Annotated in this window: 19 protein-coding genes; 14 read left to right on the top strand and 5 right to left on the bottom strand. The window is 63.1% G+C overall.

Translation table 11 applies throughout. From position 1 onward, the window contains the following. Nucleotides 1-122: 122 nt before the first annotated feature. Complete coding sequence (locus KSS94_RS17290; protein ID WP_217839310.1) at nucleotides 123-548, top strand: GTP pyrophosphokinase; 426 nt, start codon at nucleotides 123-125, stop codon at nucleotides 546-548. Between the two features lie 7 nt (nucleotides 549-555). Here KSS94_RS17290 and KSS94_RS17285 read toward each other — a convergent pair whose 3' ends face one another. Then, nucleotides 556-798, bottom strand: a complete 243-nt coding sequence (locus tag KSS94_RS17285; protein WP_217839309.1) for a DUF1654 domain-containing protein — start codon at nucleotides 796-798, stop codon at nucleotides 556-558. 158 nt (nucleotides 799-956) lie between these two features. Next, entirely contained in the window at nucleotides 957-2048 is a 1092-nt protein-coding gene (locus KSS94_RS17280; RefSeq protein WP_217839308.1) for an asparaginase, read from the bottom strand. Nucleotides 2049-2384: 336 nt separating this feature from the next. On the opposite strand from KSS94_RS17280, the gene KSS94_RS17275 reads away from it, so the two are divergent. The 7 genes from KSS94_RS17275 to KSS94_RS17245 all read left to right on the top strand — a co-directional run bounded on the left by KSS94_RS17275 (nucleotide 2385) and on the right by KSS94_RS17245 (nucleotide 9661). Next, nucleotides 2385-3338, top strand: coding sequence for a sugar ABC transporter substrate-binding protein (locus KSS94_RS17275; RefSeq protein ID WP_217839307.1), 954 nt, complete (start codon nucleotides 2385-2387; stop codon nucleotides 3336-3338). Between the two features lie 245 nt (nucleotides 3339-3583). Continuing rightward, entirely contained in the window at nucleotides 3584-5131 is a 1548-nt protein-coding gene (locus tag KSS94_RS17270) for a sugar ABC transporter ATP-binding protein (RefSeq protein ID WP_217839306.1), read from the top strand. Then, a complete protein-coding gene (locus KSS94_RS17265) occupies nucleotides 5128-6123 on the top strand; it encodes an ABC transporter permease (protein WP_217839305.1) in 996 nt (331 codons plus the stop codon). The genes KSS94_RS17270 and KSS94_RS17265 overlap by 4 nt, the downstream gene beginning before the upstream one ends. A gap of 4 nt (nucleotides 6124-6127) precedes the next feature. Beyond that, nucleotides 6128-7150 carry a LacI family DNA-binding transcriptional regulator gene (locus KSS94_RS17260; RefSeq protein WP_217839304.1) on the top strand — a complete coding sequence of 341 codons (1023 nt, stop codon included), beginning with the start codon at nucleotides 6128-6130 and terminating at the stop codon, nucleotides 7148-7150. A gap of 12 nt (nucleotides 7151-7162) precedes the next feature. After that, nucleotides 7163-8071: a ribokinase gene (rbsK, locus tag KSS94_RS17255; RefSeq protein WP_217839303.1), complete on the top strand. Its 909-nt coding sequence runs from the start codon at nucleotides 7163-7165 to the stop codon at nucleotides 8069-8071. Beyond that, the gene (gene rbsD, locus KSS94_RS17250; protein ID WP_217839302.1) at nucleotides 8068-8472 is read left to right on the top strand and encodes a D-ribose pyranase; all 405 of its coding nucleotides are present in this window, start codon (nucleotides 8068-8070) and stop codon (nucleotides 8470-8472) included. The genes rbsK and rbsD overlap by 4 nt, the downstream gene beginning before the upstream one ends. 181 nt (nucleotides 8473-8653) lie before the next feature. Then, nucleotides 8654-9661: a nucleoside hydrolase gene (locus tag KSS94_RS17245; RefSeq protein WP_217839301.1), complete on the top strand. Its 1008-nt coding sequence runs from the start codon at nucleotides 8654-8656 to the stop codon at nucleotides 9659-9661. Here the strand turns inward: KSS94_RS17245 and KSS94_RS17240 are convergent. Then, complete coding sequence (locus KSS94_RS17240) at nucleotides 9633-9845, bottom strand: hypothetical protein (RefSeq protein ID WP_217839300.1); 213 nt, start codon at nucleotides 9843-9845, stop codon at nucleotides 9633-9635. The genes KSS94_RS17245 and KSS94_RS17240 overlap by 29 nt on opposite strands. Before the next feature lie 286 nt (nucleotides 9846-10131). Here KSS94_RS17240 and KSS94_RS17235 point away from each other — a divergent pair, with 286 nt between their 5' ends. Next, nucleotides 10132-10452, top strand: a complete 321-nt coding sequence (locus KSS94_RS17235) for an I78 family peptidase inhibitor (RefSeq protein ID WP_217839299.1) — start codon at nucleotides 10132-10134, stop codon at nucleotides 10450-10452. A 128-nt stretch (nucleotides 10453-10580) separates the two neighbouring features. On the opposite strand, the gene KSS94_RS17230 is transcribed toward KSS94_RS17235, so the two are convergent. Both KSS94_RS17230 and KSS94_RS17225 read right to left on the bottom strand, forming a co-directional pair. Next, nucleotides 10581-10793 carry a cold-shock protein gene (locus tag KSS94_RS17230; protein WP_008100414.1) on the bottom strand — a complete coding sequence of 71 codons (213 nt, stop codon included), beginning with the start codon at nucleotides 10791-10793 and terminating at the stop codon, nucleotides 10581-10583. Nucleotides 10794-10956: 163 nt separating this feature from the next. Beyond that, the gene (locus KSS94_RS17225; protein WP_217839298.1) at nucleotides 10957-11259 is read right to left on the bottom strand and encodes a hypothetical protein; all 303 of its coding nucleotides are present in this window, start codon (nucleotides 11257-11259) and stop codon (nucleotides 10957-10959) included. Nucleotides 11260-11591: 332 nt separating this feature from the next. Between KSS94_RS17225 and thrS the strand changes: the two genes are divergently transcribed. From thrS to pheS, 5 genes are all read left to right on the top strand, one after another. Further along, nucleotides 11592-13514 (top strand): threonine--tRNA ligase, encoded by a 1923-nt coding sequence (thrS, locus tag KSS94_RS17220; protein ID WP_217839297.1) that lies wholly within the window; start codon nucleotides 11592-11594, stop codon nucleotides 13512-13514. Continuing rightward, nucleotides 13514-14065, top strand: coding sequence for a translation initiation factor IF-3 (gene infC, locus KSS94_RS17215; protein ID WP_217839296.1), 552 nt, complete (start codon nucleotides 13514-13516; stop codon nucleotides 14063-14065). The genes thrS and infC overlap by 1 nt, the downstream gene beginning before the upstream one ends. A 62-nt stretch (nucleotides 14066-14127) precedes the next feature. Then, nucleotides 14128-14322, top strand: a complete 195-nt coding sequence (gene rpmI, locus KSS94_RS17210) for a 50S ribosomal protein L35 (protein ID WP_003250667.1) — start codon at nucleotides 14128-14130, stop codon at nucleotides 14320-14322. A gap of 27 nt (nucleotides 14323-14349) precedes the next feature. Beyond that, nucleotides 14350-14706 (top strand): 50S ribosomal protein L20, encoded by a 357-nt coding sequence (gene rplT, locus KSS94_RS17205; protein ID WP_003250671.1) that lies wholly within the window; start codon nucleotides 14350-14352, stop codon nucleotides 14704-14706. A 107-nt stretch (nucleotides 14707-14813) separates the two neighbouring features. Continuing rightward, nucleotides 14814-15830 carry a phenylalanine--tRNA ligase subunit alpha gene (gene pheS / locus KSS94_RS17200; protein ID WP_217839295.1) on the top strand — a complete coding sequence of 339 codons (1017 nt, stop codon included), beginning with the start codon at nucleotides 14814-14816 and terminating at the stop codon, nucleotides 15828-15830.

The following is a 15830-nucleotide window of genomic DNA, read 5'->3' as shown; positions in this document are numbered from 1 at the left end:
CATCGCCGGCAAGCCGGCTCCTACAATGGCTGCGCGTTACGCCTGCAAGCCCGGAACAGACAGCGCCGCTTCAATGTCACAGCTATGCTGACAAGGGCGGATGTTGAGTGGGGGGAGGCCTCATGGCAACGCTGGAACGGGCTATCGCGGTGGCCACCAGGGCACATGAAGGGCAGGTCGACAAGGGTGGGGCGGCGTACATCCTCCACCCGTTGCGGGTGATGGCACGGGTGATCACCCCAGAGCAACGTATCGTCGCCGTGCTGCACGATGTGCTGGAAGATACCCAGGTAACGCTCTCGGACCTTGCCCGCGAAGGTTTCCCGCTGAAAATCCTCGCCGCCTTGCTGGCCCTGAGCCGGCGCCAGGGCGAAAGCTACGAAGCCTTCGTCATTCGTTTGGGTGTCGACCCGCTGGCCCGTGAAGTGAAGCTGGCCGACCTTGCCGACAACAGCGACCTCAGCCGCATCGCCCGCCCGGGCCCGGCCGACCTGGCCAGGCTGTCCCGCTACCAACAGGCCAGCGCCTACCTGCAGACACTGGGCTGAGCGGCAGTCAGTCTTCTTTCGGTACCGTCCAGAAAATCTGGATGCCGCCATCGTCGCGGTGGGCGAGGGTGACGTTATCGTTCTCGGCAATTTCATCTAGCAAGGTGGCCCAATCTTCGGGCGTTTCGTGCGCCAGGCGGAAGATTAGCGCGGCGCGGCTGCGCTGGGCAGTGGGGCTGTTGATGATCTTCTGGATGCGCTGACCGAGTTGTTCGTAGCTGCCGGGAGTTGCGACGGAAGTGCTGGCCACAGGATGTTCCTTGTTTGCTGTATGTGCATACAGTATTAAAGTGTAGGCCGTTTCGCAATATCACCTAAGCATCTGAATGAAATCGCGGGGCAAGCCCGCTCCCACGCTATACATGCCGTGGGAGCGGGCTTGCCCCGCGATAGGGTCGCTACGGGCGATCAATATTCCCAGAAGATCCGCTGCAGCTCCTTGCTGTCCTGGGTCTTGGTCATCGCCACCATGGCCAGAATGCGCGCTTTTTGCGGGTTCAGGTCATGGGCTACGACCCAATCATTCTTGTCATCAGGCTGCTCGGCGTTGCGCAGCACGAAGCCGCCCTGGTTGACGTGGGACGAGCGAATGATCTGCACGCCGTTCTTGCGCAACTCCTGCAGCGCCGGCACCACCCGCGAAGACACCGAGCCGTTGCCGGTACCGGCGTGGATCAGCGCCTTGGCGCCGTTTTGTGCCAGCGCCTTGTAGGCGGTGTCGGTCACGTTGCCATAGCCATAGGCGATGTCCACCTGGGGCAGGGCGCTGATGTTCTTGATGTCGAACTCGGAGTTGACCGTGTGGCGCTTGGCCGGCAGGCGGAACCAGTACGATTTGCCCTCGACCACCATACCCATCGGGCCCCAGGCGCTCTTGAACGCTTCGGTCTTGATGTTCACCGACTTGCTGACGTCGCGGCCCGACTGGATTTCATCGTTCATGGTTACCAGCACGCCCTTGCCGCGTGACTGCTTGTCGCCGGCCACCGCCACGGCGTTGTACAGGTTGAGCATGCCGTCGGCCGACATTGCCGTGCCTGGGCGCATCGAGCCCACCACCACGATCGGTTTGTCGGTTTTCTCTACCAGGTTGAGGAAGTAGGCGGTCTCTTCAAGGGTGTCGGTGCCGTGGGTGATGACGATGCCATCCACGTCCTTGCTGTCGGCAAGCTCGGCCACACGCTTGGCCAGTTTCAGCAGGTCGTCGTTGCTGATGCTTTCCGAGGCGATCTGCATCACTTGCTCGCCGCGCACGTTGGCAATGTCGGCCAGCTCCGGCACCCCGGCAATCAGCTTGTCGACGCCCAGCTTGGCGGCCTGGTAAGTGGCGCTGTTGGCAGCGCTGGCACCGGCACCGGCAATGGTGCCGCCGGTTGCCAGAATCACCACGTTGGCGAGTTTCTGTTGTTGTTCGGCTTCCTTGGCGCTGGCCATCGAGGGCAGGGCCAGCAGCAGGGCCAGGGCGGCAGGGGTGAAGGTTTTCAATGCGGTATCGATCATTTCTGCTTCTCTCTTCCAAATGAGATGGTTGCTGTGTGTCGCCAAGCTGTTAAGGCAGATTTCGTACCAGTGTTACCGTTCGTCGCCTTTCATCTTCAAGTTATTGATATTCATGATGACTATTTTTGACATGTGCAGCTGCTACACATTCCGTGGTTCGGCAACCCGAACAAGCATAGAAAAGCTGTTCGGTTTTTCGGACAAATTGCGGATAATCCGATGCGCGCCACAAAAAAGGTTTGCGATGTGGATTTGACAAACGCGGGGCCTGTTTCCATAGTGAGTCACCGCAAACGTTTGCATCCGATAAAAAACACAAAATTCGGAGTCAATTCCATGAAACTGCCGTTCTCCGGCCGCCCCTTGGCCATCGCTGTATTGTCATCGCTGATGCTCGCCCTGCCGCTGTCTGCCGCCCACGCCGAAGACAAGCCCAAGGTCGCGCTGGTGATGAAATCCCTCGCCAACGAGTTCTTCCGCACCATGGAAGACGGCGCCAAGGCCTATCAAAAAGATCACCCCGCCGACTTCGACCTGGTGGCCAACGGCATCAAGGACGAAACCGACACCGGCAACCAGATCCGCATCGTCGAGCAGATGATCGCCACCGGTGCCAAGGCCCTGGTGATCGCCCCGGCAGACTCCAAAGCGCTGGTGCCGGTGATCAAAAAAGCCATGGACGCCGGCATCACCGTGGTCAACATCGATAACCGCCTCGACCCCGAAGTGCTCAAGAGCAAAGGCATCAGCGTGCCCTTCGTAGGCCCGGACAACCGCAAGGGCGCGCGCCTGGTGGGCGACTACCTGGCCCAGCAAAAACTTAAAGCCGGCGACCAGGTGGGCATCATCGAAGGCGTGCCGACCACCACCAACGCCCAGCAGCGTACCGCCGGCTTCAAGGACGCCATGCAGGCGGCGCAGATGAAGATCGTCTCGGTGCAGTCGGGCAACTGGGAAATCGACAAAGGCAATGCCGTGGCCGCCTCGATGCTCAACGAATACCCCGAGCTGAAGGCGCTGCTGGCCGGCAACGACAGCATGGCCCTGGGCGCGGTGTCCGCCGTGCGCGCCGCCGGCAAGACCGGCCAGGTGCAGGTGGTGGGTTACGACAACATCAACGCCATCAAGCCGATGCTCAAGGATGGTCGCGTCCTCGCCACCCTCGACCAGGCCGCCAGCCAGCAGGCCGTGTACGGTATTCAGGCAGCGCTGAAGATGATCAAGGGCGAGAAGCCCGACGTGGATGCCGACAACGTCATCCAGACGCCGGTAGCGCTCATTACCCAGTGATCTGGCGAAACACCGCCCTGCAGGCGCTGGCTTGCCGGCGATCACCGGCAAGGCCGGTGCCATCCACCGCGGTGGCCGCATCGCAGGCAAGCCTGCTCCTACAGAAGTAGGCAAAACGCAGCCCTGTAGGAGCTGGCTTGCCAGCGATCACCGGCAAAGCCGGTGCCACCCACCGCGGTGGCTGCATCGCAGGCAAGCCTGCTCCTGCAGGAGCGTGATGAATCGATACGTCGAGAGAGGTGGCCATGTCGGCCCATGAAGTAGTGCTCAGCGTCACCGGCCTGGGCAAGACCTACGCCCAGCCCGTGCTCGGCGATGTCACGCTGGAACTGCGCGGCGGCGAGGTGCTGGCCCTGACTGGCGAGAACGGCGCCGGCAAGTCAACCCTGTCCAAGCTGATCAGCGGCCTGGAAACCCCCACCACCGGGCACATGCTCTACCGCGGCCAGCCCTATGGCCCCGCCAGCCGCACCGAGGCCGAAAGCCTCGGCGTGCGTATGGTCATGCAGGAGCTCAACCTGCTGCCCACCCTGACCGTGGCGGAAAACCTGTTCCTCGACAACCTGCCCGGGCGCCTGGGCTGGATCAACCAGAAGCGCCTGCGCCAGTTGGCCACTGCCGCCATGGCCCAGGTCGGCCTGGACGCCATTGACCCCGACACCCCCGTGGGCGAGCTGGGCATCGGCCATCAACAAATGGTCGAGATCGCCCGCAACCTGATCGGCGACTGCCACGTGCTGATCTTCGACGAACCCACCGCCATGCTCACCGCCCGCGAGGTCGAGCTGCTGTTCACCCAGATCGAGCGCCTGCGCCAGCGCGGCGTGGCCATCGTCTATATCTCCCACCGCCTCGAAGAGCTGCAGCGCGTGGCCCAGCGCATCGCCGTGCTGCGCGACGGCAAGCTGGTGTGCGCCGAGCCCATCCAGCGCTACAGCAGCAACGAGCTGGTCAACCTGATGGTCGGCCGCGAGCTGGGCGAACACATCGACCTCGGCCGCCGGCAGATCGGCGCGCCGTTGCTCAAAGTCGACAAGCTCAACCGCGCAGGCAAAGTGCGCGACGTGTCGTTCGAAGTCAGGGCAGGGGAGATCTTCGGTATCTCCGGCCTGATCGGCGCCGGGCGTACCGAGCTGCTGCGCCTGATCTACGGCGCCGACCGCGCCGACAGCGGCACCGTCGCCCTCGGCCTGCCGCCACAGGTGCTCAACATCGATTCGCCCAAGGCGGCGGTCAACGCCGGTATCGCCCTGATTACCGAAGACCGCAAAGGCGAAGGCCTGCTGCTGTCGCAGTCGATCAGCGCCAACATCGCCCTGGGCAACCTCGGCGCCGTGTCCCGCGCCGGCGTGCTCGACAGCACCAAGGAGCGCAGCCTGGCCGAACGCCAGATCAGCGCCATGCGCATCCGCAGCGCAAGCCCGGCTCAGGCGGTGGGTGAGTTGTCTGGCGGCAACCAGCAAAAAGTGGTGATCGGCCGCTGGCTCGAGCGCGACTGCCAGGTGCTGCTGTTTGATGAGCCCACCCGCGGCATCGACGTCGGCGCCAAGTTCGACATCTATGGCCTGCTGGCCGAACTCGCCCGCCAGGGCAAGGCTTTGGTGGTGGTGTCCAGCGACCTGCGCGAGCTGATGCTGATTTGCGACCGCATCGCCGTGCTGTCGGCCGGCCGCCTGATCGACACCTTCGAGCGCGACCATTGGAGTCAAGACCAGCTGCTCGCCGCCGCCTTCGCCGGTTACCAGAAACGTGATGCCCTGCTGCACGACGCAGCCCCCAGGATGGACGCATGAAAACCACACCCCTCGACACCCCGGGCAGCGCGCCCGCACGCCGCAGCGGCACTTACCTGGGCCTGGGCACCTACCTGGGCCTGGCCGGCGCCTTGCTGGCGATGATCGTGCTGTTCTCCCTGCTGAGCAGCCACTTCCTTTCGTACGCCACCTTCAGCACCCTGGCCAACCAGATCCCCGACCTGATGGTGCTGGCGGTGGGCATGACCTTCATCCTGATCATCGGCGGCATCGACCTGTCGGTGGGCTCGGTGCTGGCCCTGGCCGCCTCCACCGTCAGCGTGGCGATTCTCGGCTGGGGCTGGAGCGTGCTGCCGGCAGCGCTGCTGGGCATGGCCATCGCCGCCCTGGCCGGGAGCATCACCGGCAGCATCACCGTGGCCTGGCGCATCCCCTCGTTCATCGTCTCGCTGGGCGTGCTGGAAATGGCCCGGGGCCTGGCCTACCAGTTCACCGACTCGCGCACCGCCTACATTGGCGATGCCTTCGCCTGGTTCTCCAACCCGGTCGCCTTCGGCATTTCGCCGGCGTTTCTCATCGCCCTGGCGGTGATCGTGCTGGCCCAGCTGGTGCTGACCCGCACTGTGTTCGGCCGCTACCTGATCGGCATCGGCACCAACGAAGAGGCCGTGCGCCTGGCCGGCATCGACCCGCGCCCGTACAAGATCCTGGTGTTTGCCCTGATGGGCCTGCTCGCAGGCCTGGCTGCGCTGTTCCAGATTTCCCGCCTGGAGGCCGCCGACCCCAATGCCGGCTCCGGCCTTGAGCTGCAGGTGATCGCCGCCGTGGTGATCGGCGGCACCAGCCTGATGGGCGGGCGCGGCTCGGTCATCAGCACCTTCTTCGGCGTATTGATTATCTCGGTGCTGGCCGCAGGCCTTGCGCAGATTGGCGCCTCTGAGCCTACCAAACGCATCATCACCGGGGCGGTGATCGTCATCGCCGTGGTGCTCGACACTTACCGCAGCCGGCGCGCGAACCGGCGGAACTGAAACCATGGCAACCATCAAAGATGTCGCGGCACTGGCGGGTATTTCCTACACCACCGTGTCCCATGTACTGAACAAGACCCGCCCGGTCAGCGAGCACGTGCGCCTTAAAGTCGAGGCCGCCATCGCCGAGCTGGACTACGTGCCCAGCGCCGTGGCCCGCTCGCTGAAGGCGCGCAGCACCGCCACCATCGGCCTGCTGGTGCCCAACAGCGTCAACCCGTACTTCGCCGAGCTGGCCCGCGGCATCGAGGATGCCTGCGAGCGCAACGGTTACTGCGTGATCCTGTGCAACTCTGACGACGACCCGCAAAAGCAGCGCAGCTACCTGCGCGTGCTGCTGGAAAAACGCATTGACGGCCTGGTGGTGGCCTCGGTGGGCGAGGACCGCGACCTGCTCGACAGCCTGAGCTGCGTGCGCACCCCCATGGTCATCGTCGACCGCGCCCTGGACGGCGTCGAAGCCGACCTGGTGCGCATCGACCACGAGCACGGCGCGTACCTGGCGACCCGCCACCTGCTGGAGCTGGGCCACCGCGACATCGCCACCATTGCCGGCCCGGTCGACACCGGCGTCAGCCAGCTGCGCCTGGCCGGGTTCCGCCGGGCCATGGCCGAGGCCGGGGTGAGCATCGCCGCCGGCCACGTGCTGCACAGCGATTTCACCAGCCCCGGCGGGCATGCCGCGGCGGCGCGCCTGCTGGACGGCCAGCGGCCCACGGCGATTTTCGCCGGCAACGACATGATCGGCTTCGGCGTGCTGCGCGCCGCTGCCGAACGCAACATCAACGTGCCCGGCGAGCTGTCGGTGATCGGCTTCGACGACATCGAGCTCAGCCGTTACGTGTACCCGGCGCTGACCACGGTCGGCCAGTCGATCCGCGAGCTCGGCGAAAACGCCGCCGCCTTGCTGCTGTCGCGCATCACTGCGCCGCGCAAGGGCGAGGCCGAGCAGCGCATCGTCGCCCCGCGCCTGGTGCTGCGGGAATCCACCGGGCCGCGCCCGGACCTGTTCAACGATTACCGTTAAGGAAATACCCCAATGGATGCCAAGGTGGTCGTGGTCGGCAGCCTCAATATGGACCTGGTGGCCCGCGCCCAGCGCTTGCCCCGTGGCGGCGAAACCCTCGCTGGCGACAGCTTTTTCACCGTGCCCGGCGGCAAGGGTGCCAACCAGGCCGTGGCCGTGGCCCGCCTGGGTGCCAGTGTGGCGATGGTCGGCAATGTCGGTGACGACGCCTACGGCCAGCAATTGCGCCAGGCGCTGGAAGTGGAGGGCGTCGACTGCCAGGGGGTGGGCGAGTGCCCGGGCGTTTCCAGTGGCGTGGCGCTGATCGTGGTGGACGCCGCCAGCGAGAACGCCATCGTCATCATCCCCGGCGGCAACGGCCTGCTTACCCCCGAGTCGGTGCAGCGCTTCGACGCGTTGCTGCAGGGCAGCGAGGTGATCATCTGCCAGCTCGAAGTGCCCATCGAGACCGTGGCCTGGACCTTGGCTCGGGGCCATGCCTTGGGCAAGACGGTGATCCTCAACCCGGCCCCGGCTACCGGCCCGCTGCCGGCCGAGTGGTACCCCCACATCGACTACCTGATCCCCAATGAAAGCGAGGCCGAAGCCCTGACCGGCCTACCGGTGACTGACCAGGCCAGCGCCCAGGCCGCTGCCGAGCGCCTGCGCGCGCTGGGGGCGGGCAAGGTGATCGTCACCCTCGGCCCCCAAGGCGCGTTGTACGTAGACGGGCAGGGCGCCCGGCACTTTCCGGCAACGCCGGTGCAGTCGCTGGACACTACCGCAGCCGGTGACACCTTTGTCGGCGGTTTTGCCGCGCACCTGGCCAATGGCTTTCCGATCAACGACGCAATCGTTTTCGGGCAGCGTGCGGCGGCGATTTCCGTCACTCGCGCCGGCGCCCAGCCGTCGATCCCTTACCTGGCGGAGCTGGCCCCATGAAAAAGACCCCATTGTTGAACGTAGCCCTGTCACGAACCATCGCCGGGCTTGGCCATGGTGACATCCTGGTGATCGGCGACGCCGGCCTGCCGGTGCCGCCCGGGGTGGAGCTGATCGACCTGGCGCTGACCCCTGGCATTCCGGATTTTGCCAGCGTGCTGCGGGTGGTGCTGAGCGAGATGCAGGTAGAGCGCCATGTGCTGGGCGAGGAAATGTTCCAGGCAGCGCCGGCAGGCCTTGCAGAGGTGGAGCGCCTGCACGGCGCCGGTGAGCTGGGTGTACGCGAGCAACTCAGCCACGACGCGTTCAAGGCCCTCAGCCACAAGGCCCGCGCCGTGGTGCGCACCGGCGAGTGCCAGCCCTACAGCAATATCGCGCTGGTGGCGGGGGTTACCTTCTAGTTATTCCAGGTGCCGCGCACCCTTGTAGGAGCGGCCTTGTGTCGCGAAAGGGCTGCGCAGCGGCCCCAGGATCTTCGCATCACGCAAAATCGCCGGGGCTGCTACGCAGCCCTTTCGCGACACAAGGCCGCTCCTACAGGGGGAGGGCTGTCGAATCAATCAACAGGCAAAGGAGAGCCCGATGTTCAAACACCTGCTACAAGGAGCCGTACTCATGTCCGCACTGGCCGCCACCACCCTCATGGCCGCCCCGCGCGACCTGATCATCGACACCGACCCCGGCGCCGACGACGTGGTCGCGCTGCTGCTGGCCATGGCCTCCCCAGAAGAACTCAAGATCCGCGCCATCACCACCGTCGCCGGCAACGTGCGCCTGGACAAGACCTCGCGCAACGCCCGCCTGGCCCGCGAGTGGGGCCACCGCGAAGACATCCCCGTCTACGCCGGGGCCGGCCGCCCACTGGTGCGCACCCCCATCTACGCCGCCGACGTCCACGGCGAAGAAGGCCTCACCGGCGTACCCGTGCACGAACCCAAGGCGCCATTGGCCAAGGGTAATGCCGTGCAATACCTGGTCGACACCCTGGGCGCAGCCGAACCCCACAGCATCACCATCGCCATGCTCGGCCCGCAGACCAACCTGGCCCTGGCGCTGGCCCAGCAGCCGGACATCGTCAAGGGCATCAAGGAAGTGGTGGTAATGGGCGGCGCCCACTTCAACGGCGGTAATATCACCCCGGCTGCCGAGTTCAACCTGTACGCCGACCCCCACGCCGCCGAAGTGGTGCTGGCCAGCGGCGTCAAGCTCACCTACCTGCCGCTGGACGTCACCCACAAGCTGCTCACCAGTGACGCGCGCCTCAAGCAACTGGCCGCGGTCAACAACCACGCCAGCCAACTGGTGGTGGACATTCTCAAGGCCTACATCCAGTACGACATGAAGCTGTACGGCACGCCCGGTGGCCCGGTGCATGACGCCAGCGTGATCGCCTACCTGCTCAAGCCCGAGATGTTCAGCGGCCGTGACATCCACCTGGCCGTCGACAGCCGCGAAGGCCCGACCTTCGGCCAGACCATCGCCGACTGGTACGGCGTGCTCAAGCAGCCGGCCAACGTGCACTGGGTGGAGGAGGGAGACGCCCAGGGCCTGTTCGACCTGCTTAGCGCCCGCCTGGCTCGATTGCCATAGCCTCGTGCGGTGCAAAGCGCTCGAACACCTGGTCGATGAAGCTGCGCGCCGCCTCGCTGCCGCGGTCGCGCACCAGCAGGTCGATGGCAATCAGCAATAGCTCCTCGGGCGTGCCCGGGCTGTAGGCGCTCTGGCCTTCGGCCCATTTGACCTTGATATCGGCATCGATGCTGTGGCTGCTCATGGAGGGCTCTCGCGGGGGCCTTGAGTGAAGGGTCGAATACCGGGTCCTGGCATCCGAAGGGGGCGTTGCGCGCCCCACTTGATGAAGTAAACCACGGCTTTGTGTCAACGGCCCTGCGACTTAAGCATAAGCGCCGCCCTGGGTGTAACCTGAGGTTTGGTGCAAAATCCGGTCACGATTGCGTTTCGCGTCTGGCGCCCGGTTCAGGCAAAATCCCGCCTTTTGCAACAAACAGTTAGCGGAATTGTCGCATGTGCAATTCCCACGTCGATTTTCTGGAGGATTCATGTTCCGTACCCGCGCTTCCCTGGCGACCCTGCTGCTGGCCACCGTCCTGGCAGGCTGCAGCACCGATGGCACGTCCACCGGCAATGCCGCCCCGGCGGCCCCTGCCAACAACGACGGCCGCTGCGAAGCCAGTGGTGCCGACTTCGCCATCGGCAAGCAGGCTACCCCTGAGCTGCTGGAGCAGGCGCGCAAGGCCAGCGGCTCGCAGCTGGGCCGCATCCTCAAGCCGACCGACGTGATCACCCTGGAATACCGCTCCGAGCGGTTGAACCTGAACGTAGACGACCACGGCGTGGTCAGTCGCGTGAATTGCGGCTGACACATCGCGGGGCAAGCCCGCTCCCACGGTGAATGCGTGGGAGCGGGCTTGCCCCGCGATGCGGCCCTGACGGGCAGCCAATAAAAAACCCGCCACAAGTGGCGGGTTTTTTTACTGCGGTATCCGAATTACTCCGGACGAACCTGTGCAGCCTGCATGCCCTTCTGGCCGCGCTCGGCAACGAAGGTAACAGCTTGGCCTTCTTTCAGGCTCTTGAAGCCGTCGGATTCGATGGCCTTGAAGTGTACGAACAGGTCGTCGCCGCCGCCTGCTGGGGTGATGAAGCCGTAGCCTTTTTCATCATTGAACCATTTGACGGTGCCGTTTTGGCGATTGGACATGAGGTGAATCTCCAGAAACATGATTTTTTTTCGAGGTGCAATGTTGCCGAGGCTACAGGAGCACGGGCGACATCATAGTCCATTTCTGCGCATGTAGCGCCTTTTACCTTCGCAGGATGTTGATCCAGCGCAAATGATGCGTGGTTTGGCCGGAAAACCCTGCTTACTTCGGCTTGCAGGCGGCCTGCACGACCGTCTGGGCCCTTTGCATCAGCTTGGCGTCAACGCCATCCTTGCTGTCGAGGTCCATGATCTCCTTATCGGTAAAGTTCTTCTTGATGGCCTGGGCGCCGCAATCGCAGTGCTTTTTCGCCGTCGCCGCGTCCACGCCCTGGCCACCGGCCACCTGCGTGCACTGGGTCATGTAGGCCGCTTCCTTGCCGGGCGGGAAATTGCCTGCGTTGGCGGCCAGGGGCAGCAGCAGGGCGCTTACGGCACACGCGGCCAGAAGGGACTGAAGTCGCATAACCAGACACTCCTTGGGTTAAGGTCTCGTCAAGAGTAGGTTGCTTCAGAAGGTCTGATAGGAAATTTTCCGCACAAGTTCACCGCCAAGGCGTAATTTCCAAATATTTCTGCCTGGCACGGAACCCGCGTGCTAGCATGCTCCGCTTGCAGCTGGGCACTTTCAGCCTGCAACTTTTACCTTCCAGTCACTCTGGTTCGTCCCTGACAGGCCGAAAGGTCTCTGCCACTGTGAGGCAGGCTTTCTTCGAAGAAAGGCAGGCCGGATCTTGTACTGGCTCATCCCAACCCACGTGACCTTTGGTAGGGGTCACCACTAGGAGAGGAGGCGCCATGCCCGTTATTACTCTTCCCGATGGCAGTCAACGTACGTTCGACCAGCCGGTATCCGTAGCCGAAGTCGCCGCCTCGATTGGCGCGGGCCTGGCCAAGGCCACCCTGGCCGGCAAGGTCGACGGCAAGCTCGTCGACGCCTGCGACAAGATCGACCACGACGCCACCCTGCAGATCATCACCCCCAAAGATGCAGAGGGACTGGAGATCATCCGTCACTCGTGCGCCCACCTGATCGGCCACGCAGTGAAGCAGCTGTACCCGACCGCCCGCATGGTCATCGGCCCGGTGATCGACGAAGGCTTCTATTACGACATTGCCTACGAGCGTCCCTTCACCCCGGACGACCTCGCGGCCATCGAAAAGCGCATGCAGCAGCTGATCGACACCGACTACGACGTCGTCAAGAAGATGACCCCGCGCGCCGAAGTCATCGACGTGTTCACCCAGCGTGGCGAAGACTACAAGCTGCGCCTGGTCGAGGACATGCCCGATGAACAGGCCATGGGCCTGTACTATCACGAAGAATACGTCGATATGTGCCGTGGCCCGCACGTGCCGAACACCCGCTTCCTCAAGGCATTCAAGCTGACCAAGCTGTCCGGCGCCTACTGGCGCGGCGACGCCAAGAACGAGCAGCTGCAACGCGTGTACGGCACCGCCTGGGCCGACAAGAAGCAGCTGGCGGCGTACATCCAGCGCATCGAAGAAGCCGAAAAACGCGACCACCGCAAGATCGGCAAGCAACTCGACCTCTTCCACCTGCAGGAAGAAGCCCCGGGCATGGTGTTCTGGCACGCCAACGGCTGGACCGTGTACCAGGTGCTCGAGCAGTACATGCGTAAAGTGCAGCGCGAGAACGGCTACCAGGAAATCAAGACCCCGCAAGTGGTCGACCGTATCCTGTGGGAGCGTTCCGGCCACTGGACCAACTACGCCGAGAACATGTTCACCACCGCCTCGGAAAGCCGCGACTACGCGGTAAAACCGATGAACTGCCCGTGCCACGTGCAGGTGTTCAACCAGGGCCTGAAGTCGTACCGCGACCTGCCACTGCGCCTGGCCGAGTTCGGTGCCTGCCACCGCAACGAGCCGTCCGGCGCCCTGCACGGCATCATGCGCGTGCGTGGCTTCGTGCAGGACGACGCGCACATCTTCTGCACCGAAGACCAGGTGAAGAAAGAAGCCGCCGACTTCATCAAGCTCACCCTCGACGTGTACAAGGACTTCGGTTTCACCGACGTCGCCATGAAGCTTTCGACCCGCCCGGCCAAGCGCGTGGGCTCCGAAGAGCTGTGGGACCGCGCCGAAGGCGCCCTGGCCGACGCCCTGAACGACTCGGGCCTGGAGTGGGAATACCAGCCAGGCGAGGGTGCGTTCTACGGCCCGAAAATCGAGTTCACCCTGCGCGACTGCCTCGGCCGTAACTGGCAGTGCGGTACCCTGCAGTACGACCCGAACCTGCCAGAACGCCTGGATGCCAGCTATATCGCCGAAGATAACAGCCGAGTTCGCCCGGTCATGCTGCACCGCGCCATCCTCGGTTCGTTCGAACGCTTCATCGGCATGCTCATCGAGCACTACGCTGGCGTGTTCCCGGCCTGGCTGGCACCCACCCAAGCCGTGGTCATGAACATCACCGACAAACAGGCCGATTTCGCCCTCGAGGTGGAAAAAGCACTGAACGGTAGCGGGTTCCGTGCCAAGTCGGACTTGAGAAATGAGAAGATCGGCTTTAAAATCCGCGAGCATACTTTGCTCAAGGTCCCATACCTGCTGGTTATAGGGGACCGCGAAGTCGAAACGCAAACCGTCGCTGTGCGTACTCGCGAAGGCGCAGACCTGGGCTCCATGCCCGTCGCCCAGTTCGCTGAGCTCCTGACACAAGCGGTTTCCCGGCGTGGTCGCCAAGAATCGGAGTAATGACTATTAAGCGTGAAATGAGAAACGATAAGCGTGCTGTACCGAAGGCCCCGATCAACGAGAATATCTCGGCCCGCGAGGTTCGGTTAATTGGCGCAGACGGCGAGCAGGTTGGCATCGTCTCGATTGATGAAGCGCTGCGTATCGCTGATGAAGCGAAGCTGGATCTGGTGGAAATCTCTGCAGACGCGGTACCGCCGGTCTGCAAGGTCATGGACTACGGCAAGCACCTCTTCGAAAAGAAGAAGCAGGCCAACGAAGCCAAGAAAAACCAGAAGCAGATCCAGATCAAAGAAATCAAGTTTCGTCCAGGGACGGAAGATGGAGATTACCAGGTAAAACTACGCAACCTGGTACGTTTCCTTAGTGATGGGGACAAGGCCAAGATCTCTCTGAGATTCCGCGGCCGTGAGATGGCCCACCAGGAGCTGGGCATGGAGCTGTTGAAGCGGGTCGAAGCTGACCTCGCCGAATACGGCACCGTTGAGCAGCATCCGAAGATGGAAGGACGCCAGCTTATGATGGTCATCGCCCCCAAAAAGAAGAAGTAATCTCCCGGGCACGGCAGGCCTGATGATTATTGTGTAATTTATATCGAATGCGGAGTTCCAACATGCCAAAAATGAAAACCAAGAGCGGTGCTGCGAAGCGCTTCCTGAAGACCGCTTCCGGCTTCAAGCACAAGCACGCTTTCAAGAGCCACATCCTGACCAAAATGTCGACCAAGCGTAAGCGTCAACTGCGCGGTGCCAGCCTGCTGCACCCGTCTGACGTGGCAAAAGTCGAGCGCATGCTGCGCGTACGTTAATTCTGGTTTAGATAGAGGAAGTTACTCATGGCTCGTGTTAAGCGTGGCGTCATCGCTCGTAAGCGTCACAAGAAAATTCTGAAACTGGCTAAAGGCTACTACGGTGCACGCTCGCGCGTATTCCGCGTTGCCAAGCAGGCTGTCATCAAGGCTGGTCAATATGCCTACCGTGACCGTCGTCAGAAGAAGCGTCAGTTCCGCGCACTGTGGATCGCTCGTATCAACGCCGGTGCCCGCACCAACGGCCTGTCCTACAGCCGTCTGATTGCTGGCCTGAAAAAAGCGTCGATCGAAATCGACCGCAAGGTTCTGGCTGACCTGGCAGTGAACGAAAAAGCGGCGTTTGCTGCGATTGTCGAGAAAGCTAAAGCCGTTCTGGCTTAAGTACCCACGACAATCACTCGGCGGTTTCGGCCGCCGGGTGTAAAACGTCATCGATAGGGGAAGAGCCTTCAAAAGCTCTTCCCCTATTTCGTATCTGGAGTCTGTACATGGAAAACCTGGACGCGCTGGTTGCCCAAGCCCTCGAGGCCGTGGAACGCGCTGAAGACATCACTACCCTGGAACAGATCCGGGTCCAATTTCTCGGCAAGAAAGGCGAGCTGACCCAGGTGATGAAGACCCTGGGCAACCTGCCAGCCGACGAGCGCCCCAAGGTCGGTGCGCTGATCAACGACGCTAAAGAGCGCGTCACCGACGTGCTCAACGCACGCAAGGCTGCCTTCGAAGAGGCCGAACTCAACGCTCGCCTGGCCGCCGAATGCATCGATGTGACCCTGCCAGGCCGTGGCCAGACCACCGGCGGGCTGCACCCGATCACCCGTACCCTCGAGCGCATCGAGCAGTTCTTCACCCACATCGGCTACGGCATCGCCGAAGGCCCTGAGGTCGAAGACGACTACCACAACTTCGAAGCGCTCAACATCCCCGGCCACCACCCGGCCCGGGCGATGCACGACACCTTCTACTTCAATGCCAACATGCTGCTGCGCACCCATACCTCGCCGGTACAGGTACGCACCATGGAATCGACCCAGCCGCCGATTCGCATTGTCTGCCCAGGCCGCGTGTACCGCTGCGACTCGGATATCACCCACTCGCCGATGTTCCACCAGGTCGAAGGCCTGCTGATCGACCGCGGCATCAACTTCGCCGACCTCAAGGGCACCATCGAAGAGTTCCTGCGGGTGTTCTTCGAGAAAGAACTGGCTGTGCGCTTCCGCCCGTCGTTCTTCCCCTTCACCGAGCCAAGCGCCGAAGTCGATATCCAGTGCGTGATGTGTTCCGGCAAGGGCTGCCGCGTGTGCAAGCAAACCGGCTGGCTGGAAGTGATGGGCTGCGGCATGGTCCACCCGAACGTGCTGCGCATGTCCGGCATCGACCCCGAAGAGTACCAGGGCTTCGCCTTCGGCATGGGCGCCGAGCGCCTGGCCATGCTGCGCTATGGCGTCAACGATTTGCGTCTGTTCTTCGATAACGACCTGCGGTTCCTGGCGCAATTCCGCTAG

The sequence above is a fragment of the Pseudomonas fakonensis genome (assembly GCF_019139895.1).
Lineage (GTDB): Bacteria > Pseudomonadota > Gammaproteobacteria > Pseudomonadales > Pseudomonadaceae > Aquipseudomonas > Aquipseudomonas fakonensis.
The sequence above is the reverse complement of the archived record's forward strand: the minus strand, read 5'-3'. Positions and strand labels throughout refer to the sequence as shown.